Source organism: Methylobacterium sp. ARG-1, assembly GCF_001262595.1.
In the GTDB taxonomy this organism is placed as follows: domain Bacteria; phylum Pseudomonadota; class Alphaproteobacteria; order Rhizobiales; family Beijerinckiaceae; genus Methylobacterium; species Methylobacterium brachiatum.
Window position 1 is genome coordinate 210,206 of record NZ_LHCD01000001.1, and the last position, 19,407, is coordinate 229,612.

The window sequence follows — 19,407 nt, forward strand, 5'->3', positions numbered from 1 at the left end:
GCACCCGCAGCGACCGCAGGGCCGGTCATCCTCTCCAGAACGGCTTCTGGATCTCGTAGCGCAGGCGCCAGGGTTCGATCCCGGCATCCCGCAGCTGGTCCGGATTCAGGGCGGCGAGCGACCGCCGGGTCCGGATACGCTGCAGCCAGAGACGCAGCAGGGAGGGCCGGGTGAGCCGGTTCTCGGACCGGGCGGACGCGGCGGATGGGAAGGCGATGATCGACATGGCAGAGGATCCGGTGACGGGAAGCGATCCGGCCGGGATTGCGGCGCCAGAATTGAACCGATAGAGATCTCGGATCAATCGAAACATTGCACTCGGAGCAATGATGCGAGGCTCGGATTACCGGGATGTCGCCGACGTCGTCGCCGCCGAGATCGCCGCGGGCGCGCTACGCCCCGGCGACCGGCTGCCGCCCCAGCGGGACTTCGCCTATGCCCGGGGGATCGCGGTCTCGACGGCGAGCCGGGTCTACGCGGAGCTGGGCCGGCGCGGGCTCGTGACCGGCGAGGTCGGCCGCGGCACCTTCGTCCGTTCCGAGCCCGGCCGGGCCGTGATGCTCCAGCCGGATCCGCCCCCGGCGGCTCTCGACCTGCAGCGGACCCATTCCCGGCTGCCGGAACAGGAAGCCGTGCTGGCCGAGACCCTGGCCGCCCTGGCGCGCGGGGCCTCCGAGATCAGCTTCAACCAGTATGGCCCGGACGGCACGCCCCGGGCCCGCGCGGCCGCGGCCGGGTTCCTCGCCGGGGACGGCTACGCGCCCCAACCGGCCGACATCCTGTTCACCGGCAACGGCCGGCAGGCGCTCGCCGCCGCGCTCGCGGCCCTGGCGCCGCCGGGGGGGCGGATCGGCTGCGAGCCGCTGACCTATCCGTCGGTTCGGGGCATCGCATCCCGGCTCGGCATCACCCTGGTGCCGCTGGCCATGGACGCGGAGGGCGTGTGCCCCGACGCGATCCTCCAGGTGCACCGGGGGACGCCGCTGAGCGGCATTTATCTCCAGCCGACGCTACAGAACCCGCTCGGCACGACCATGGGCCCCGGACGCCGCGCCGAGATCGCCCGCGTGCTCGAAACGACCAGGCTCACGGCGATCGAGGATGCCGTCTACAGTTTCCTCGCAGACACGCAGCCTCTGGCCAGCCTGGCGCCGGACCGGACGATCCTGATCGACAGCCTGTCGAAGCGGGTGATGCCGGCCCTCACGATCGGGCTGATCGCCGGCCCGCCGCACCTCACCGACCGGCTCGCGGCCTCCGTGCGGCAAGGCGCCTGGACCGCACTCGGCCTGTCGCTCGCCGCCGGCCTGCATTGGATGGCGGGCGGCTCGGCCGCAGCGCTCGCGCAGGCCAAGCGCCGGGACGCGGCGTCCCGCCAGGCCCTCGCCCGGGAGATCCTGGCGGACCTGACGGTGGTCGGCGATCCCCGGGCCTACCATCTCTGGCTCGAATTGCCTGAGACCTGGCGGGCCGAGGCCTTCGCGGCCGCGGCTTTGCGCCGGGGCATCGCCCTGTTGCCGGCCACGGCCTTCGCGGTGAATCCCGGCCACGCGCCGAACGCGGTCCGCCTCGCCCTGTCGACGCCGTCCCGGGAGGAGCTGTCCGGGGCGCTCCAGATGCTGCGCCGCCTGGCCCTCGCGGAGGACGACCAGATCGTCGAGTGAGGGCGTCAGCCCCGCTTGTCGGTCGGCAGGATGAAGATCTGGCCCGGATAGATCCGGTCCGGGTCGCGGATCTGGTTCTGGTTGGCGTCGTAGATCACGGTGTAGCGCTCGCCCCGGCCGTAGGTGCGCTGGCTGATCCGCCAGAGATTGTCGCCCCGGGTGATCTTGGCGGTGGTGATCTCGGGCACGAACACGGCGCCGGCCCGGGCCGGGCCGCTCGTCTCGGCAGGGTTCCCGCTGAGGGCGGAGGGCATCGTCGCCGGGGTGGGCCCGTCCTGGGGACGGGGCGCCCCCGGCCCGCTTCTGGCGTCTTGCGGGCCCGACGGGCCGCGCGGCCTTTCCTGCCCGGCGCCCTCGCTAGTAGCGACACGGGTCGGCTCGGGCACCGCGAGCGGCACCTCGGCGCGGGTGGCGACCTTGCCGGTGCGCGGGTCGATCTGGTCGATCCGCACCTGGTACTGGCCGGGCTTCACGCCGCGCCCGATCGTGAAGCTCGCCCGGCCGTCCGGCCCGACGCTGCCCGGGGCGATCAGCGTGTCGTTGAGGTAGAGCCGGAGCTTCGCCCCCGGAATCCCGGTCGCGGTCACGAACAGCCGGCCGTTCTCCTGCACGTCCACGCTGGCGATCTGCGTGGCCGGCGCCTTTCCGGCCGTGGCGGGCCCCCCCGGGGCTTTCGTCGCCGGGCTGCCCGTTCCCGTCGCCGCCTCGGGCGCGCCCGGCTGCGACAGCACCACCGTCGCGGCGTCCGGGGCGGTCAGCGCCACCAGGGGCTGCCGGTCGCGGTTGGGCGCCACGTCCACCGCCACGCTCTGGCGCGAATCCGCGGCCCGTCCGTCCTTGGTGGTCATGCGCAGCCGCAGGGCGCTGGAGCCCGCCGGCAGCGCTGGCGGAACCAGGGCGAACTGGCCGTTTGCGTCGGCCTTGGCCCGCGCCACCGCCTTGCCGTCGACCAGCATCTCGATCTCGGCATCGGGCGCCCCGCGCCCGGCCACAACCGCCTCGCCGTTCGGCTCGACCCGGACGATGTCGAAGCGCGGCACCGCGGTGGGATCGGGCTCGGCCGGCTTGCCGTCGGGCGCACGATCGGCCGCGCGCACCTCGCCCGCCGCCGGATCCCGTATCGCGGACCGGCCGTCGCCGGGCCTGGCCGCGTCGGTCCTCGCTGCGTCGGTCCTCGCTGCGTCGGTCCTCGCCGCGTCGGTCTTGGCCTGTCCGGTCTTGTCGTCGCGAAAATCGATCGGCGGCGCGTCGGATTGCGCCGTCGCCCCGGGATCCGTCAGGCTGCGCAGGCCGCCCTGCGGCGCCGGCGCCGTGGCGGCGGGAGGCTCGGGCTCGTGCCGGTCGATCATCCGCCGCAGGGATCCGCCGCCGAACAGAGCCAGCACGAGGCCGAGGCCGCCGAGGAGGCCGGCGAGCGCCAGGGCGAGACTGCGCCGCACCTGTCTCGACATCGCCACGAAGGCCTCCCTGCTCTGCCGGCCGCCCGGCGAATGGGCAGCCTGCCCGCTCAAAAACCGTCGACTGCACCGCCCATAATACCGTACATGGTCGCGACACCAAGCCGTCCCGCCGCTCCGGCGGGTGAATCCCACGCGAATTCAGCAGTTTGGCGCGTGGAGCGCCGGGCGCGGGGGGCTTTCTCGACGGCTCGCAACGGTTGCGTGATGGAGGGCGCCGGATGGCTCCGGTGAGGACAGTCTGCGTCTATTGCGGCTCCGGCTTCGGCGGGGACCCGGCCTTCCGCGACGCCGCCGAGACCCTCGGCACGGCGATCGCGCAGGCCGGGATGGGCCTCGTCTATGGCGGCGGCGATGTCGGCCTGATGGGCACGGTGGCGCGCGCCGCGCTGGCGGCCGGCGGCCACGTCACCGGCATCATCCCGGATTTCCTTCAGGCGCGCGAGCACATGCTCGACGACGTGCAGGAGACCGTGGTTGTGCCCGACATGCACACCCGCAAGCGCCTGATGTTCGAGCGCTCGGACGCCTTCGTGACCCTGCCGGGGGGCATCGGCACCCTGGAGGAACTGGTCGAGCAGCTCACCTGGGCGCAGCTCGGGCGGCACCGGAAGCCGGTGGTGCTGGTTTCGGTGGCGGATTTCTGGGCGCCGCTGCTCGCCCTGTTCGAGCACATGCGCGGCCACGGCTTCATCCGCGAGGGGCTGGACCTCAGTTACATCGTCGCCCGGGACGCGGCGACGGTGGTGCCGCTGCTGCGCGAGGCCGGCCACGAGCCGGACCCGCAGGCCGAGGAGATCGTCAAAGAGCGGATGTGAGGCCGGGCGCGGACGCTTGGCCGCGGTGGCGATCCGGACGGTCGGCGCAAATGGTCGTGTATGAGGCCGGCGTCGCCGCGCCGGGCGGCGGCAGGTGGAGTCCGAGCATGCGCGTCCCGATCCTGGCGGCCCTGACGCTCGCCGGTCTCCTCGGCGCGGCGTCGGCGGAGGAGCCGCCGGTCCTCCAGACCTTGGATTACGCCAACACCCGCTATTCCGAGCTGGCCCAGATCGATGCCGGCAATGTCGGGCGGCTCAAGGTCGCCTGGACCTTCTCCACCGGCGTGCTGCGCGGCCACGAGGGCGCCCCGATCGTCATCGGCAATCGGATGTTCGTGCACACCCCGTTCCCGAACCTGGTCTACGCCCTTGACCTCGACCAGAACGGCAAGATCCTGTGGCGCTACGCCCCGCGCCAGGATGCGGGCGTGATCGCGGTGATGTGCTGCGACACGGTCTCACGTGGGCTGGCCTACGCCGACGGTCGGCTGTTTCTGCAACTCGCCGACACCACGGTGGTGGCCCTGGACCCGGAGACCGGCCGGGTCCTGTGGTCGGTGAAGAACGGCGATCCGGCCCGGGGCGAGACCAACACTGCCACGGTGCTGCCGGTGCACGGCAAGCTCATCGTCGGCATCGCCGGGGGCGAGTACGGCGCCCGCTGCCACGTCACCGCGTACGACCAGGCGAGCGGCCAGCGCCTCTGGCGCGCCTACGCCACCGGGCCGGATGCCGACATGCTGGTCGACCCGGAGAGAACCACCGAACTCGGGCACCCGATCGGGCGGGATTCCTCGCTCAGGAGCTGGGAGGGCGACCAGTGGACGATCGGCGGCGGCTGCAGCTGGGGCTGGTTCTCCTACGACCCGGATCTGAACCTCGTCTATTACGGCACCGGCAACCCGGCGACCTGGAACCCGGCCCAGCGCCCGGGCGACAACCGCTGGACGATGGCGATCATCGCCCGCGATCCCGACACCGGGATGGCGCGCTGGCTCTACCAGATGACCCCCCACGACCAGTGGGATTATGACGGCGTCAACGAGATGATCCTGACCGAGCAGGTGATCGACGGACGCCCGCGCCGGGTGCTGACCCATTTCGACCGCAACGGCTTCGGCTACACCCTCGACCGCGCCACCGGCGAGGTGCTGGTGGCGGACAAGTTCGATCCCAGCGTGAACTGGGCGCGCCGGATCGACCTGGACCGCGCCTCGCCGGGCTACGGCAGGCCGGTGGTCGACAAGCGCTACGCGCCGGGCGAGGCCGACGAGGAAGAGGTCACCAAGAACATCTGCCCCGGGGCGCTCGGCGCCAAGAACCAGCAGCCGGCAGCCTACTCGCCGCTGACCCGGCTGTTCTACGTGCCGACCAACCACATGTGCATGGATTACGAGGCGTTCCGGGTCACCTACACGCCCGGCCAGCCCTATGTCGGCGCGACGCTCACCCTGCACCCGCCGGAAGGCACCGACCGGACCGGGGCGTTCATCGCCTGGGATGGGGCGAAGGGGCGGATCGCGTGGTCGCTTCCCGAGCCGTTCTCGGTCTGGTCGGGGGCGCTGGCCACGGCGGGCAACGTGGTCTTCTACGGCACGCTCGAAGGCTACCTGAAGGCCGTCGATGCCCGGGACGGGCACGAGCTCTACCGGTTCAAGACGCCCTCCGGGATCGTGGGCAACGTCACCACCTACCTGCACGGCGGGAAGCAATACCTGGCGGTGCTCTCCGGGATCGGCGGCTGGGCCGGGATCGGGCTGGCGGCTGGGCTGACCGACCCGGCCGACGGCTCGGGCGCGGTGGGGGGCTACGCGGCCCTGTCGCAATATACGGCGCCGGGCGGGCAGCTCACCGTGTTCGAACTGCCGGAATGATGGGTTGCGGCCGCTTCGGATCGCAGAGCGGGTTCGAGAGCCTCTCACAAAACTCCCGCTGCGCTGTCGCGGTCAGAGGGAGAACTCCCAGGTGGCCGGGAGTTTTGTGAGGAGCTCTGAAGCGCGCTGAACAAAAGAGTTTTGGATGGCGTGGCGAATCAGAAAGATCAGCGTACCGGATTCGAATGACGATGCAGATTTTAAATTTTGCCAGATAAGAAATTAATCGATAAGTGTTCAGTCTGTATCGCCTATCGGTGTTGTATTAGTAATACAGCGGCGCGCATCGAGAAACATGACGTGATTATGACGATGCCCTGCGGCTAAATCTTCGTATCTCCCTTGCCCCGAAGGCCGAACGGCCGTGCGATTCGGGGTGAGCTATGAAATTACGACACGGCGTCTCGACCGCCGCCATGATGGTCGCCGTCCTCGGTTCGGGCGCTCAGGCGCAGACGGTCAGCAGCGGCAACGGCGTCGATATCCTGTCGGGCTTCAGCCGGCTCTGGATCCCCGGGCGGACCTACGATACCGGAAAGGCCACGGCCCTCGGGGCGCCCATCCTGCTGCGCAACATTCAGATCGTCGCCGACCGGGCGCGCGAGCGGACCCGCGATCAGGAGATCGCCGCCTATTACGACGACCGTCGCAACCAGAGCTACAGCGTCATCGACGGCCTCGGGCCGCTGGCGCAGGCCTACCGGGCGGGATCCGGGGCGACCACCACGATCCCGGCCTTCGACGCGAGCACGGCGCGCGTGCAGTACAACGATCAGGGCACCGGCGCCGGCGTCACGACCTCGCCCCTCGGGAAGGTCGTGCAGCTGGTCAACGCGTTCCGGAACAACGCCTCCACCAGCCCCGCCAAGGACGCTTACAGCTATTGGCGCCCCTGGCGTCAGAGCTTGAACGGCCAGAGCCTCGCCTTCGTCGTTCCGGCCTCCCTGGTGCCGGAGAAGGGCGCGAACCCGGCGAGTGACGGCGGCTTTCCGAGCGGCCACACCAACGCCGCCTACCTTTCGGCCATGGCTCTGGCCTACGCGGTCCCGCAGCGGTTCCAAGAACTGCTGACCCGCGCGAGCGAACTCAGCGACAACCGCATCGAGGCGGGCATGCACTCGCCCACCGACGTGATGGGCGGGCGCGTGCTGGCGACCTATTTCGCCATCCGCGCGCTCAACGACCCGGCCAACGCGACCCTGATCGGCGAGGCCTTCGCGCAGGCCCAGAGCTACCTGAGCCAAGCCTGCGGCGGGCCGCTGGAACGGTGCGCCCGCGCCGTCGATCCGGCGACCGACCGCTTCTCGGATTACGCCCGCAACAAGGCCGCCTACACGGCCCGCCTGACCTACGGCTTCCCGTCGGTCGGGCCCACGAACCTGCCGCCGGTGGTCCCGACCGGCACCGAGGCGCTGCTCGCGACGCGCTTTCCCTACCTCACGGCGGCGCAGCGCCGCGACGTGATCGCCACCACCGAATTGCCGTCCGGCGGCTTCCTCGACAACGGCCTGGGCTACGACCGCATCAACCTGTTCGCCGCCGCCGACGGCTACGGCGCCTTCAACGGTCCGGTCAGCGTCACCCTGGATGCGGCCAAGGGCGGGTTCTCGGCCTACGATGTCTGGCGCAACGATATCGGCGGCGCGGGCAGCCTCGAGAAGCTCGGCAGCGGGACCCTGGTCCTGACCGGCGCCAACACCTACGCGGGCGGCACGACGATCAGCGGCGGAACGCTGGTCGGCCATGCCGGCGCCTTCGGCACGGGGGCGATCGTCGACAACGCGGCCCTCGTGGTCGATCAATCCACCGACGGGACCCTGGCCAACGCCATCTCGGGCACCGGCACCCTGACCAAGACCAATGCCGGCACCCTGACGCTCACCGGCCTCAGCACGCTGAGTGGCGCCACGACGGTTCAGGCCGGGCGGCTCGCGGTGAACGGCTCGCTCGCCAATTCGACCGTGACGGTCTGGCAGGGTGCGGAGCTCGGCGGCACGGGCACGCTGGGCGGGCTCAGCGCGCTGTCGGGCGGCACGGTGTCGCCGGGCAACTCGATCGGCACGCTCTCCGTCACTGGCAGCGTCGCCTTCGCGCCCGGCTCGACCTACCGGGTCGAGGCCAACGCCGCCGGACAGGCCGACCGCATCACCGCCGGCGGACAGGCCGCGCTGTCGGGTGGCACCGTCCAGGTGCTGGCCGCCTCCGGCGCCTACAACCCGCGCACCACCTACACCATCCTGTCGGCCGCCGGCGGCGTGTCGGGCCAGTTCGCGGGCGTCACGTCGAACCTCGCCTTCCTCTCCCCGGGCCTGCGCTACCTGCCCAACGAAGTCGACCTGACGCTCACCCGCAACGACGTGCCGTTCTCCGCCTCCGCCACCAGCCGCAACGGCATCGCGGCAGCCAACGCCGTCCAGGCGATCGGCGCCGGCCGGCTCACCGACGCGGCGGTCGCCTTCACCACCAGCGAGGCGGATGCCGGCTTCCGGGCGCTCGCGGGCGACATCCACGCCGGCACCGTGTCGGCGGCCTACGAGACCGCCTTCTTCGTGCGCGAGGCGGTGCTCGACCGGCTGCGCTGGGGCAACCCCGGCACCGGGCTCGACTACGGCAGCCTGCCGTCCGCCTACACGGCCGACCTGCCCGGCCGGGCGCCGGTGGTGGCGGCCGTGCCGGTGCGCACGCTCGATCCGCAGGTGTTCGGGCTGTGGGGCCAGGGCTTCGGGTCCTTCGGCACGGCCGATGGCGGCGGCAACGCGTTCGACCTCGACCGGCAGATCGCCGGCTTCGCGGCGGGCGCGGACGTGCGGCTGCCGAGCGGGCTGCGCTTCGGCGTGGTTGGCGGCTACACCGAGGCCTATCTCGACAGCGCCGGCCGGGTCGGCGGCACGAGCCGGGCGGAGAGCGCGACGCTCAAGAGCGGGTTCGGCGGCGTGTATGGCGGCTATGAGGTCGGGCCGCTGTCGCTGCGGCTCGGCGCCATTTACGCCGACACGGACGCGCGCACCCGCCGGGCGGTGGCGTACGGGCTGTCCGACACGCTGAGCGGCCATGGCGGCGGCTACACGGTGCAGGGTTTTGGCGAGATCGGCTGGAAGATCCCGCTGGGCGCGCCGGCCGTGGCGGCGCTTGTGTCGAAGGACGGGGCGGATTTCGCGGTGCAGCCGGCGGCGAGCTACGTCGAGCCATTCGTGGGCGGGGCGTATGTCGGGATCCGGCGGGACGGGTTCGCGGAGGCCGGCGGCGCGGCGGCGCTGGTGAGCTTCGCGCGCGACTACGATCTGGGGGCGGTGACCGCGGGCGTGCGGGCGCAGACGAGCCTGGATCTGGGTCTGGGGCTTCCGGTGACGCTGCGGGGTCTTGTGGGCTACCGGCGGGCGTTCGGTGACGTGGTGCCGACGGCTTTGCTGCGCTTCGGTGCGGGCGGCCCGGCGTTCCTGAGCGGGGGCGTTCCGATCGACCGGGACGCGCTGGTGGCGCAGGTGGGCCTGGATCTGGCGGTGGCGCCGAACGCGACGCTGGGTGTGTCCTACACGGGCCAGACCGGCGCGCGGGCGCAGGACCAGGCGGTGAAGGGCAACTTCACCCTCCGGTTCTAGCGCGCGAGCCCTGCGCGCCGACGAAATCCACGAAGGCGCGCAGGGGCGCCGGCAGGTGCCGCCGGCCCGGATAGTAGAGGAACGGGCCGGAGAAGTCCTGCCACCAGGGTTCCAGCACCGGCTCCAGGGCGCCGCTGTCGAGATGCGGCCGCAGCCAGTCCTCGAACAGGTGGATGATCCCGGTGCCGGCGATCGCGGCCTCGACCGTGAGGTCGCTGGCGCCGACCCGCACGATCAGCGGCCCGGTCGGGTCCACCCGGACGACCTCCCCGCTGCGCTCGAACTCCCACGGCGCCGTCAGGGCGCCGCTGGGGAACCGGCCGAGCAGGCAGGCATGGGTGAGGAGATCGCGCGGATGGTCCGGCCGCCCGCGCCGGTCGAGATAGGCGGGGGCCGCCGCGGTGGCGAAACGCTGCCGCCGCGGGCCGATCGGCACGGCGATCATGTCCTGCTCCAGCCGCTCGTCGTAGCGGATGCCGGCGTCGCAGCCGGCCGCCAGCACGTCCACGAATCCGTCCTCGACCACAACCTCCAGGCGGATCTCCGGGTAGGCCGCCAGGAAGGGCGGCACGAGCGCGGGCAGGACCAGCCGGGCCGCGCTCAGCGGCACGTTCAGCCGGAGCGTCCCGGCCGGCCGATCGCGAAAGCCGTTCACCACGTCGAGGGCGGAGTCCACCTCGGCGAGCGCCGGGCCGAGCCGTTCGAGCAGGCGGGCCCCCGCCTCCGTGGGGGCGACGCTCCGGGTGGTGCGGTTCAGGAGGCGCACGCCGAGCCCCGCCTCCAGCCGGCGCACGGCCTCGCTCAGGCTCGACGCGCTCCGGCCCCCGGCGCGGGCGCCATCGCGAAACCCGCCGGCCCGCGCCACGGTCAGGAAGGCGGTGAGGTCGGCGAGATCGGCGGTCATTGTTCGAGAATGCGCACGGGCCGTGCCGATAGTCACGGCTTATCGGCGCAATCGGTGCCGTCTACATCCGGGGCACCAACAGGAGATTCGCCATGACCGATAGCACCGCGGATATTGCGCAGGCCGGCACGTTCCGGCTCGGCGACCGGACCGTGAAGCGGCTGGGCTACGGGGCGATGCAGCTCGCCGGACCCGGCGTGTTCGGTCCGCCGAAGGACCGCGCCGAAGCGGTCGCGGTGCTGCGCGCGGCCGTGGCAGCGGGCGTCGACCACATCGACACCAGCGACTTCTACGGGCCGCACGTCACCAACCAGATCATCCGCGAGGCGCTCCACCCTTACCCGGACGATCTCGTGATCGTCACCAAGGTCGGGGCCAAGCGCGGGGCCGACGCCTCGTGGAACCCGGCCTTCTCGGCCGAGGCGCTGACCAGCGCGGTCCACGACAACCTGCGCAACCTCGGCGTCGATGCTCTCGACGTGGTCAACCTGCGCCTGATGTTCGACGTTCACGGACCGGCCGAGGGATCGATCGAGGCGCCGCTCACGGTGCTGGCGGATCTCCAGCGGCAAGGGCTGATCCGCCGGATCGGCCTGAGCAACGCCACGCCGCGTCAGGTGGCGGAGGGGCGGCGGATCACCGAGATCGTCTGCGTGCAGAACCAGTACAACCTCGCACACCGGGGCGACGACGCGTTCATCGACGATCTGGCGGCGGCCGGCACCGCCTACGTGCCGTTCTTCCCGCTGGGCGGGTTCAGCCCGCTGCAGTCGAGCACCCTGTCGGAGGTGGCGGCCGGGCTCGGCGCGACGCCGATGCAGGTGGCGCTGGCGTGGCTGCTGCGCCGGTCGCCCAACATCCTGCTGATCCCGGGGACGTCCTCGCTCGGCCACCTGCGCGAGAACCTCGCGGCGGCGGGCCTGCGCCTGCCGGAGGAGGCGCTGGCGGCGCTCGACCGGATCGGGGCGGCGTGAGGGCAAGGCGTTTAGCTCTATCCCCTCCCCGCGAGGGCTATGGGTGACACGGATTTGCGGTTTCGGCGCGTGCGTCCGCCCGCCTGGAAGAGCGCGGGTCCCCTCTCTCCCGAGCGGGAGAGGGGGCCTGTCGCGCTCCGTCATCGGCCGCGTGCCTCAAACCTGTGGTCCGTAGTCGCAAGGGAGAGGAGAGCACGCGGCGCGAGGCCCGAAGGGCCCTACTTGCCCGTCATGCCGGCCACCATCGGGCAGCCGCCCTCGCCCATCGGCCGGAACGCCTGCTCGGCCGGGATCGTCTCCAGCACCTTGTAGAGGTCCCATTCACCCTTCGAGTCGGAGGGTGCCTTGGCCTCGAACAGGTACATCGGGTGGATCTTGCGCCCGTCCGGCCGGATCGTACCCGTCCCGAACAGGGGATCGTCGGTGGGCAGCGCCTTCATCTTGGCGACCACGGCGGCGCCGTCCTTGGCCGAGTGCAGGGCCGCCACGGCCTTCAGGTAATGCAGCGTGCTGGCGTAGACGCCGGCCTGATACGAGGTCGGCTTCCGGCCGGACATGCGCGTGCCGAACCTGTCCGAGAAGGCCCGGGTGCCGTCGTTGAGGTCCCAGTAGAACGAGGCGGTGAATTCGAGTCCCTGGGCGACTTCGAGGCCCAGGGAATGGATGTCAGTGATGGCGATCAGAAGCGCCGCGAGCTTCTGGCCGCCCTGGCGGATGCCGAATTCGTGCGCCTGCTTGATCGCGTTGGCCGCGTCGAGGCCGGCATCGGCCAGGCCGATCACCTGCGCGCCGGAGGCCTGCGCCTGCAGGAGGAACGAGGAGAAATCCGGGTTCGGGAAGGGGGTGCGCACGCCGCCCACGACCGTGCCGCCGTTCTTCTCGACGACCGCCTTGGTGTCGCGCTCCAAGGCGAGGCCGAAGGCGTAGTCGGCGGTGATGAAGTACCAGGTCTTGCCGCCGCGCTTGAGCATCGCCTTTCCGGTGCCGTTGGCGAGCGCCGCGGTGTCGTAGGTCCAGTGCACGGTGTTCGGGGTGCAGGCCGGGCCGGTCAGGTCTGCGGTGCCGCCGCCGGAATTCACGAACGCCTTGTTCTTCTCCTTGGTGATCTGCGCCACCGCGAGCGCCACCGAGGAGGTCGGCACGTCGAACACCGCGTCGACGCCGTCGCGGTCGTACCATTGCCGGGTGATCGAGGCGCCGACATCGGGCTTGTTCTGGTGGTCTGCGGCGACCACCTCGACCTTCAGCCCGTGGGCCTCCGGCTTGAAGTCCTCGACCGCCATGCGGGCGGCGACCACCGAGCCCTCGCCGGTGGAGTCGAAATAGACGCCGGAGCGGTCGTTCAGCACGCCGATCTTCACCGGCACGAGGTCGGCCGCCAGGGCCGTCCCGGCGCCGAGCGCCCACAGAATCCCCATCAGTCCCGCGGCGCGGTGGCGGACCGTCATGGCTCACTCCCTGTGTTCTTGGACGCGGCGGCGTTGTTCGCCGCTCGGGATATCCGAATTCAGTTTAGCGGTGTCGGATGAGCGCAGATACGGGCGGATGAGAGGATGCGGGCGATCCGTCAGGGCCTCGCCTCATCCGCGCGGCGTCAGCCCGAAGATCGCCCGGGCTTCGTCCGGGCTGGCCGGTTCGCGGTCGAGATGGGCGAGCAGGCTGACGGCCTTCTCGACCAGGGCGGCGTTGCTGGGCGCGAGCACGCCCCGGGACAAGTACAGGTTGTCTTCCAGCCCGACCCGGACATTGCCGCCCATGCCGGCGGCGACCGCCAGGATCGGGAATTCCTCCCGGCCGATGCCGAAGGCCGACCAGATCGCATCCTCGGGCAGCCGGGCGCGCATCGCCACCAGCGCCTCCGGGGTCGCGGGGGCACCCCAGGGGATGCCGAGGCAGATTTGGAACAGGGGCGGTCGCGCCAGGTGCCCCTCGGTGATCAGGTGCCGGGCCAGCTCGATCTGGCCGAGGTCGAACACTTCGATCTCCGGCTTGACCCCGGCTTCGCGGATCTGCGCCGCCATGGCCCGCAGATGCGCGGGGGTGTTGAGGAACAGGTGCTCGCCGAAATTCATCGTCGCGATGTCGAGGGTGCAGATCTCGGGGCGCAGCGCCGCGACGTGTCGGGTCCGGGTCTCGGGCGACACGAAGGTGGTGCCGGGCCCGGCCACCGACGGGTCGGGGTCGCCGGGCACGAACCGGCCCCCGGCCCCAGTGGTGAGGTTGAGGATCACGGACTCGTTCTGCTCGCGGATCCGCTCGACCACCTCGCGGTAATGGGCGAGCTCCATGCTGGGCGCGGCGGTCTCGGGATCCCGGACATGGATGTGGACCACCGCGGCGCCGGCGGCGGCGGCCTCCAGGGCCGATCGCGCGATGGCCTTCGGGCTCACCGGCACCGCCGGGTTCTTGCGGGGCGTGTCGAACGAGCCCGTGAGGGCACAGGTGATGACGGTCGTCCGGGACATGTTTGTCTCCCTGATCCTGACGGGGCCTCCCGCGGGAAGCCGGGCCGACCCATCAGGTTCTGCGTCAAGCCTTTGAACCGCTGCGCTTTTGCCCTCCCACCGGGGCTACCGGATATGCGCGCTTCCGTCGTTGGATAGAGCCTTGCCGTTGCCCGTGAGGGGCACGGGTCCCCTCTCCCGTGCGGGAGAGGGACAGGGTGAGGGGTGCGACCTCTCCGGAAGAACCTGATCTCTCACCCCAACCCTCTCCCGAACGGGAGAGGGAGCGCCGCGCGGCCTTCAAGAGCGGTCGCGCTCCAAACCTCTATAAGACGTCACTCCCCGCAGGAGCCTGAGCCCGCTACATCGCCCCGCCATCCACCGTGATCGTCTCGCCGGTGATGTAGGCGGCGCCCGCGGCCAGGAAGAAGATCGTCTCGGCGATGTCCTCGCGCCGGGCCATGCGGCGCAGCATCGTGTGCTGCACGGTCGCGGCCTTGCGGGCTTCCGGCCAGGGCTCGGTCCAGGGGGTGGCGACGAGGCCCGGGGCGACCGCGTTGACGCGCACCTCGGGGGCCAGCGCCCGGGCGAGGCTGCGGGTCAGGTTGATCAGCCCGGCCTTGCTGGCCGAATAGGCGATCGAGGAGCCCCGCCGCCCGAGCCCGGCCACGGAGGCGGTGTTGACGATCGCCCCGCGGCTTTCTTTCAGACTGGCCGCCGCGGCTCTGGCGCACCGGTACGGGCCGATCAGGTTCGTCGCCAGGATCGTGGCCCAAAATTCCTCGGTCATCGCGTCGAGATCCTCGAAGGCGATCGGCGCGGTGGTGCCGGAGGTCCCGGCATTGTTGACCAGCACGTCGAGGCCGCCGAGCTTCGCGATCCCGGCCGCCACCATCGCCTCGGCTTCCCCGGGCCGGGACACGTCCCCGGGCAACGCCATCACGGCCAGGCCTTCTGCGGCAAGACGTTCGGCCTCCGCGGGGCCGCGGGGATCGTCGGGCAGGTGGTTCAGGGCCACGCTTGCGCCGTTGTGGGCGAACAGCGTCACCGTGGCCAGCCCGATGCCCGAGGAGGCGCCGGTGACGAGGATGCGCCGTCCGGACAGGTCCGCGCCGATCATGTGCCCTCCATCCGGCCGATCCCGGCCATCGCCCGCTTGAGCGCCAGGAGCTTGCGGTCGCGCTCGCGGAACAGCTCTGCGGGTTCGCGCCCGCCCCAGTCGAAATAGCCCCGGCCGGCCATCACCCCGGTCCGGCCCTCGGCGCAGAGCGCGTCGAGGGTCTCGGAGCGGGCCCGGGCCGGAGGCGGCGTGTAGCTGCCGTTCGCCAGGGCGCGCCGGGTCAGGTCCAGTCCGGTGAAGTCGGCCTTGGCGAGGTGGCCGAGAATCGGGATCCGTAAGCTGAGCCCGTGGATGATCGCGGCGTCGATCTCGCGCGGCGCGGCGATGCCCTCGTCGAGCAGCCGGAACACCTCGGCGCTGATCGCCGACTGGATCCGGTTGGCGACGTAGCCGGGGATGAAGCGCTGCAGCACGATCGGCACCTGCCCGAGACCGAGCACGAGGTCGCGCATCGCCGCGATCACCGCCGGATCCGTGCCGGGGCCCGGGACCACGTCGACGAGGTCGATGATGTAGGGCGGCGTGTACCAGTGCATGACCAGCGCCCGCGCCTGCCGGGCCTGCGGGATCAGCGGGAAGACGTCGAGATAGCTGGTGTTGCTGGCCAGGATCGCGTCGGCCGGGCAGAGCCGGTCGAGCGCGGCGAACAGGGCCCGCTTGGCCTCCGGGTTCTCGGTGATCGCCTCGATGACCAGGCCGGCGCCGGCCACCGCCGGTTCGAGTTCCGCCTCGACCCGGACGGCCTGGGCGAGCCGCGCGGGATCCCAGCCGTCCGGGGCAGCGCCCGCCTCCTGCAGGGTCGCCAGAGCCGATTCCATGAGCGCCGGCACCCGGGCGCGGGTCTGCGCATCCGTGTCGGTGATCCGCACGGCATGCCCGTGGAGCGCCAGCACCAGGGCGATGCCGTGGCCCATCAGGCCGCCGCCGACGATCGCGATTTCCGTCATGGTGTCTCCCTCACACCGTCGCGATCGGCGTCGTCGGCGAGCCGACCGCGCCCGGCAGGCGAAGCGGCGGCGCGGTGAGCAGGAAGCGGTTGCGCCCATGGGCGCGCAGCCAATCGGCCAGCGGCGTCAGGTGCCAGAGCTCGCCGAGATTGACCCCGAGCTTGAACAGGCAGTGCTCGTGGAGCGGAAGGGTCGCGCAGCAGGGTGGCCCCGCCCCGGCCGGATAGGTCTCGACGGCGTAGTTGTCGGCGATCAGCGCGCAGAGCCCCGAGCGCGTGATCCAGTCGAGGAGTTGCGCGTCCCGGCCGTCGAGCCCGGCGCAGAGGTTGTGAACCTGCTTCGGATCGGGCTCCCCGCCCATGGCGATCAGCCGCGCGGCGAAGCCGGTATGCAGGCAGACCATGTCGCCGGGCTCGACCACGACCGCGTCGGCCTCGATGATGCCGGCGAGCTGATCGTAGCCGACTCGGGTCTTGGCGTCGCCGAGATGGGCGCGCAGGTCGATCATCACGGCGCGGCCCTGCATGCCGACCTCGGCCAGCCGTTCGATGCCGAGCCTCTTGGCCCGGGAGGGCTGGTCGCCGGCCTCGGGAGTGCTCGGCCCGACGATGTCCCGGCCGCCGCGAAAGCCGTTGTAGAAGGTCGGCGCGGCGCCCGCGCCGTCGGCATCGAACAGCGAGCCGACATGGGCGAGCGAGTCCCACTGCGTCGAGTATTGCAGGTGGATCAGCGCGCGGTCGTCGCAGATCACGTCGGTGGCGCCGTCGACCTCCTCGCAGACCGGGAAGTTCATGTTCGGGCGGCCGTTGGCCCGCCGGGTCGGGGTGATCTGCGGCGGGTGGCGGCGCGGATTGAGGACGTTGCCGCCCGGCAGGTCGAGGGGCAGGCTGAGGCAGAAGGTCAGACCCTCGCGCACCTCGGCGACGCCCTGGCGGACCTTCTCGGGGGTCAGGAGGTTCAGCCGCCCGCGCTCGTCGTCGGGGCCGAAATCCCCCCAGGTCGAGCCCTCGGGGCGCCGGGTCCAGCGCAGGCTCATGCGCGCGTTCCCCGCGGCAGCAGGCGCGTCGCCGGAATCCGGGGCCGCGGTCCGGGGCGAACCCCGGCCGCGGCCGAGCGTGCGTTCCTCACCTGTCCGTCGCCCTTCTTCGAGGCTGTCGGGCCCGCGTTTCGCGGCGCCGCCCGGAGCCTAGGCCGGCGCGCAGCGAGTCGATACCCCGGGCGGAAAACGACTGGGCCGAAACGTCACCGGCCGATCCCGACGCAGGTCTTGTGCTCTGCTTTGGCGCGGATACAGTTCATCCCAAGCCCGCGAATAAAAAATTCGGGCGCCTGGGATGAGGAATCGCCGATGTCCGAGACCGTGCGCGTCGTCGCTCGGCGTGCCCCGATTCGGCGCACGCTGCCCGCGCTGCTCGCGGCGGGATTGATGCTCACCGGGCAGGCCCGCGCCGCCGACCCGATCAAGATCGGGGTGATCGCCGAGGCACAGTCGGTGGCCGGGTCCGCGATCCCGAAGGCGGTCCAGCTCGCCGCCGACGAGATCAACGCCCAGGGCGGCATCGACGGGCGCCAGATCCAGGTCGTGACCTACGACGACAAGAGTTCCGCCTCCGACGCGGTCCGCGCCTTCCAGCGGGCGGTCAGCGAGGACAAGGTCAACCTCGTCATCGCCAGCTACATCTCGGAAGTCGTGCTGGCCCTGATGCCGTGGTCGGCCCGCCTCAAGACCCCGATGATCACGCCCGGGGCGGCCTCCAACGAGATCAGCGTCGCGGTCCATAAGGACTATGCGCGCAACCGCTACACCTTCCACGGCTACCTGACCTCGCACGCCCTGGCGCAGTCGGTCTGCGACTCGGCCAAGGAGGCGCTGGTCGGGCTGCTCAAGGCCAAGTCCGCCGCGATCATGAGCGAGGACGCGGCCTGGACCCGCCCGCTGGACGCGGCCTACGAGGAATGCCTCCCCAAGGCCGGGCTGAAGGTGGTGGAGCACGTCCGGTTCTCGCCGGATACGGGGGATTTCACCCCGATCTACAACAAGATCGAGGCGGCCAAGCCCGACCTGATCGTGACCGGCATCGCCCATGTCGGGGTGCAGCCGACCGTGCAATGGCAGAACCAGCAGGTTCCGATCGCCATGACCGGCATCAGCGGCCAGGCGACCTCCTCGACGTTCTGGGCCAACACCAACGGCGGCACGCAGGGCGTGCTGTTCGACGCCATCGCGGTGCCGGGGGTGGCGATGACCGAGAAGACGAATGCCTTCACCGACGCCTACATCAAGCGCTTCGGCGGCGCCCCGTCCTACGCGGGCTACATGGCCTACGACGCCATGCATTACGCCGCGGACGCGGTGAAGCGCGCCGGCAGCACCGAAGCCGACAAGCTGGTCGACGCCCTGGAGAAGACCGACTGGCTCGGCACGGTCGGGCGGATCCAGTTCTACGGCAAGGACGAGACCTTCACCCACTCGATCAAGTACGGGCGGGGCTTCGTCACCGGGCTGCTGGCGCAGTGGCAGGACGGCAAGCAGGTCGCGATCTGGCCGACGGAGGTGGCCAACGGGAAGCTGGTCCTCCCGCCCGCGGTCAAGCCGGCGGTGCAGTGATGCGGGCGGGGAGAGCGCGATGATCGGGCTTCAGATCCTCGTCGACGGCTTCGCGATCTCGGCGCTCTATGCGCTCGGCGCGATGGGCTTCACCCTGATCTTCGGCGTCTCCGGCGTGCTGAACCTCTCGCACGGCGCGCTGATGGTCATGGCCGCGGTCGCGGCCTGGGCGGCCTCGGCCCAGTTCGGCCTTGGCTCCTATGCGGGCGCCGGGATCGGCATCCTGTGCTGCCTAGCCGCCGCCCTGGTGACCTATTTCGCGATCGTCGCTCCGATCGAGCGCAGCCGCGCGATCCCGCGCGAGGAGAAAGAGATCTTCGTGCTCACCGGCACCCTGCTCTGGGGGATCATGATCCAGGAGCTGGTGGCCTACTTCTTCACCGACAACCCGAAGACGGTGCTGCCGATCGTCGAGGGCGTGATCGAGATCGCCGGGGTGCGCACGCCGAAGAACGAGATCTTCACCGCGGTGATCTGCTGGATCGTGATCGGCCTGCTCTGGCTGTTCGTGAACAAGGCGCGCGCCGGCAAGGTCCTCCTCGCCGCCTCCATGAACCCCCGCGGGGTCACGCTGCTCGGCCACGACATGTCCCGGATCTACGTCGCGGTCTGGGCGATCTACGGGCTGCTCGCCGGCATCGCCGGGGTCTTGCTCGGGATGTTCCTGGGGGTGTCCTCGTATTCGGTCGGGCCGCTCACCGCGAGCGCCTTCTCGATCGTGGTTCTGGGGGGACTGGGCAGCGTCACCGGCTCGCTGATTGCCGCCTACGTGGTCGGCTATCTCGAGACCGCCACCGCCTACCTGATCTCCCCGGCCTACCGGGTGATCCCGGCGCTGCTGTTGCTTGTGGCCGTGATGTACCTGCGCCCGCAGGGTTTGCTGGGGCGGCGGTGATGATTTCCTCCAACGGGGCCATTCCCGGCAACATCCCTCATCCTGAGGTGCCGGAGCGCAGCGGAGGCCTCGAAGGAGCCCTCCAGCTAGCCGCGCGATCCCT

The 19,407-nt window shown here is 71.1% G+C and carries 15 protein-coding genes; 7 read left to right on the forward strand and 8 right to left on the reverse strand.

Annotated elements, in window-relative coordinates; translation table 11 throughout:
• Positions 1–25: 25 nt before the first annotated feature.
• Entirely contained in the window at positions 26–226 is a 201-nt protein-coding gene (locus AKJ13_RS00985) for a DUF1127 domain-containing protein (RefSeq protein WP_050731720.1), read from the reverse strand.
• 103 nt (positions 227–329) lie between these two features.
• Here AKJ13_RS00985 and AKJ13_RS00990 point away from each other — a divergent pair, with 103 nt between their 5' ends.
• Positions 330–1,664 (forward strand): PLP-dependent aminotransferase family protein, encoded by a 1,335-nt coding sequence (locus tag AKJ13_RS00990; protein ID WP_050731848.1) that lies wholly within the window; start codon positions 330–332, stop codon positions 1,662–1,664.
• Between the two features lie 5 nt (positions 1,665–1,669).
• On the opposite strand, the gene AKJ13_RS00995 is transcribed toward AKJ13_RS00990, so the two are convergent.
• Entirely contained in the window at positions 1,670–3,115 is a 1,446-nt protein-coding gene (locus AKJ13_RS00995) for a LysM peptidoglycan-binding domain-containing protein (protein ID WP_050731849.1), read from the reverse strand.
• A 227-nt stretch (positions 3,116–3,342) separates the two neighbouring features.
• Between AKJ13_RS00995 and AKJ13_RS01000 the strand changes: the two genes are divergently transcribed.
• The 3 genes from AKJ13_RS01000 (at position 3,343) to AKJ13_RS01010 (ending at position 9,412) form a co-directional block, all read left to right on the forward strand.
• Positions 3,343–3,939 carry a TIGR00730 family Rossman fold protein gene (locus AKJ13_RS01000; protein WP_007560851.1) on the forward strand — a complete coding sequence of 199 codons (597 nt, stop codon included), beginning with the start codon at positions 3,343–3,345 and terminating at the stop codon, positions 3,937–3,939.
• Between the two features lie 107 nt (positions 3,940–4,046).
• On the forward strand, positions 4,047–5,813 hold the full coding sequence (locus AKJ13_RS01005) for a methanol/ethanol family PQQ-dependent dehydrogenase (RefSeq protein ID WP_082316831.1): 1,767 nt from the start codon (positions 4,047–4,049) through the stop codon (positions 5,811–5,813).
• A 383-nt stretch (positions 5,814–6,196) separates the two neighbouring features.
• On the forward strand, positions 6,197–9,412 hold the full coding sequence (locus tag AKJ13_RS01010; protein WP_050731721.1) for an autotransporter domain-containing protein: 3,216 nt from the start codon (positions 6,197–6,199) through the stop codon (positions 9,410–9,412).
• On the opposite strand, the gene AKJ13_RS01015 is transcribed toward AKJ13_RS01010, so the two are convergent.
• On the reverse strand, positions 9,396–10,316 hold the full coding sequence (locus tag AKJ13_RS01015; protein ID WP_050731722.1) for a LysR family transcriptional regulator: 921 nt from the start codon (positions 10,314–10,316) through the stop codon (positions 9,396–9,398). The genes AKJ13_RS01010 and AKJ13_RS01015 overlap by 17 nt on opposite strands.
• Positions 10,317–10,408: 92 nt before the next feature.
• Between AKJ13_RS01015 and AKJ13_RS01020 the strand changes: the two genes are divergently transcribed.
• Positions 10,409–11,290: an aldo/keto reductase family oxidoreductase gene (locus AKJ13_RS01020; protein WP_050731723.1), complete on the forward strand. Its 882-nt coding sequence runs from the start codon at positions 10,409–10,411 to the stop codon at positions 11,288–11,290.
• A 218-nt stretch (positions 11,291–11,508) separates the two neighbouring features.
• Here AKJ13_RS01020 and AKJ13_RS01025 read toward each other — a convergent pair whose 3' ends face one another.
• The 5 genes from AKJ13_RS01025 to AKJ13_RS01045 all read right to left on the reverse strand — a co-directional run bounded on the left by AKJ13_RS01025 (position 11,509) and on the right by AKJ13_RS01045 (position 16,837).
• Positions 11,509–12,738, reverse strand: a complete 1,230-nt coding sequence (locus tag AKJ13_RS01025) for an ABC transporter substrate-binding protein (RefSeq protein WP_050731724.1) — start codon at positions 12,736–12,738, stop codon at positions 11,509–11,511.
• Between the two features lie 132 nt (positions 12,739–12,870).
• Positions 12,871–13,755, reverse strand: coding sequence for a 3-keto-5-aminohexanoate cleavage protein (locus AKJ13_RS01030; protein ID WP_050731725.1), 885 nt, complete (start codon positions 13,753–13,755; stop codon positions 12,871–12,873).
• A 340-nt stretch (positions 13,756–14,095) separates the two neighbouring features.
• Positions 14,096–14,854 carry an SDR family oxidoreductase gene (locus AKJ13_RS01035; protein WP_050731726.1) on the reverse strand — a complete coding sequence of 253 codons (759 nt, stop codon included), beginning with the start codon at positions 14,852–14,854 and terminating at the stop codon, positions 14,096–14,098.
• Positions 14,851–15,801 carry a 3-hydroxyacyl-CoA dehydrogenase family protein gene (locus AKJ13_RS01040; RefSeq protein WP_050731727.1) on the reverse strand — a complete coding sequence of 317 codons (951 nt, stop codon included), beginning with the start codon at positions 15,799–15,801 and terminating at the stop codon, positions 14,851–14,853. The genes AKJ13_RS01035 and AKJ13_RS01040 overlap by 4 nt, the downstream gene beginning before the upstream one ends.
• 10 nt (positions 15,802–15,811) lie before the next feature.
• Positions 15,812–16,837 (reverse strand): cyclase family protein, encoded by a 1,026-nt coding sequence (locus AKJ13_RS01045; protein WP_050731728.1) that lies wholly within the window; start codon positions 16,835–16,837, stop codon positions 15,812–15,814.
• 312 nt (positions 16,838–17,149) lie between these two features.
• Here AKJ13_RS01045 and AKJ13_RS01050 point away from each other — a divergent pair, with 312 nt between their 5' ends.
• Positions 17,150–18,409: an ABC transporter substrate-binding protein gene (locus AKJ13_RS01050; protein ID WP_050731729.1), complete on the forward strand. Its 1,260-nt coding sequence runs from the start codon at positions 17,150–17,152 to the stop codon at positions 18,407–18,409.
• A 19-nt stretch (positions 18,410–18,428) separates the two neighbouring features.
• The gene (locus AKJ13_RS01055; RefSeq protein WP_050731730.1) at positions 18,429–19,304 is read left to right on the forward strand and encodes a branched-chain amino acid ABC transporter permease; all 876 of its coding nucleotides are present in this window, start codon (positions 18,429–18,431) and stop codon (positions 19,302–19,304) included.
• Positions 19,305–19,407 lie beyond the last annotated feature (103 nt).

Bases quoted from the DNA above. Each gene is read 5' to 3' on its own strand.
- AKJ13_RS01000 (WP_007560851.1), top strand. From the start codon at position 3,343: ATGGCTCCGGTGAGGACAGTCTGCGTCTATTGCGGCTCCGGCTTCGGC.
- AKJ13_RS01055 (WP_050731730.1), top strand. From the start codon at position 18,429: ATGATCGGGCTTCAGATCCTCGTCGACGGCTTCGCGATCTCGGCGCTC.
- AKJ13_RS01015 (WP_050731722.1), bottom strand. From the start codon at position 10,316: ATGACCGCCGATCTCGCCGACCTCACCGCCTTCCTGACCGTGGCGCGG.
- AKJ13_RS00990 (WP_050731848.1), top strand. From the start codon at position 330: ATGCGAGGCTCGGATTACCGGGATGTCGCCGACGTCGTCGCCGCCGAG.
- AKJ13_RS01010 (WP_050731721.1), top strand. From the start codon at position 6,197: ATGAAATTACGACACGGCGTCTCGACCGCCGCCATGATGGTCGCCGTC.
- AKJ13_RS01005 (WP_082316831.1), top strand. From the start codon at position 4,047: ATGCGCGTCCCGATCCTGGCGGCCCTGACGCTCGCCGGTCTCCTCGGC.
- AKJ13_RS01025 (WP_050731724.1), bottom strand. From the start codon at position 12,738: ATGACGGTCCGCCACCGCGCCGCGGGACTGATGGGGATTCTGTGGGCG.
- AKJ13_RS01030 (WP_050731725.1), bottom strand. From the start codon at position 13,755: ATGTCCCGGACGACCGTCATCACCTGTGCCCTCACGGGCTCGTTCGAC.
- AKJ13_RS01040 (WP_050731727.1), bottom strand. From the start codon at position 15,801: ATGACGGAAATCGCGATCGTCGGCGGCGGCCTGATGGGCCACGGCATC.
- AKJ13_RS01045 (WP_050731728.1), bottom strand. From the start codon at position 16,837: ATGAGCCTGCGCTGGACCCGGCGCCCCGAGGGCTCGACCTGGGGGGAT.
- AKJ13_RS00985 (WP_050731720.1), bottom strand. From the start codon at position 226: ATGTCGATCATCGCCTTCCCATCCGCCGCGTCCGCCCGGTCCGAGAAC.
- AKJ13_RS01035 (WP_050731726.1), bottom strand. From the start codon at position 14,854: ATGATCGGCGCGGACCTGTCCGGACGGCGCATCCTCGTCACCGGCGCC.
- AKJ13_RS00995 (WP_050731849.1), bottom strand. From the start codon at position 3,115: ATGTCGAGACAGGTGCGGCGCAGTCTCGCCCTGGCGCTCGCCGGCCTC.
- AKJ13_RS01050 (WP_050731729.1), top strand. From the start codon at position 17,150: ATGTCCGAGACCGTGCGCGTCGTCGCTCGGCGTGCCCCGATTCGGCGC.
- AKJ13_RS01020 (WP_050731723.1), top strand. From the start codon at position 10,409: ATGACCGATAGCACCGCGGATATTGCGCAGGCCGGCACGTTCCGGCTC.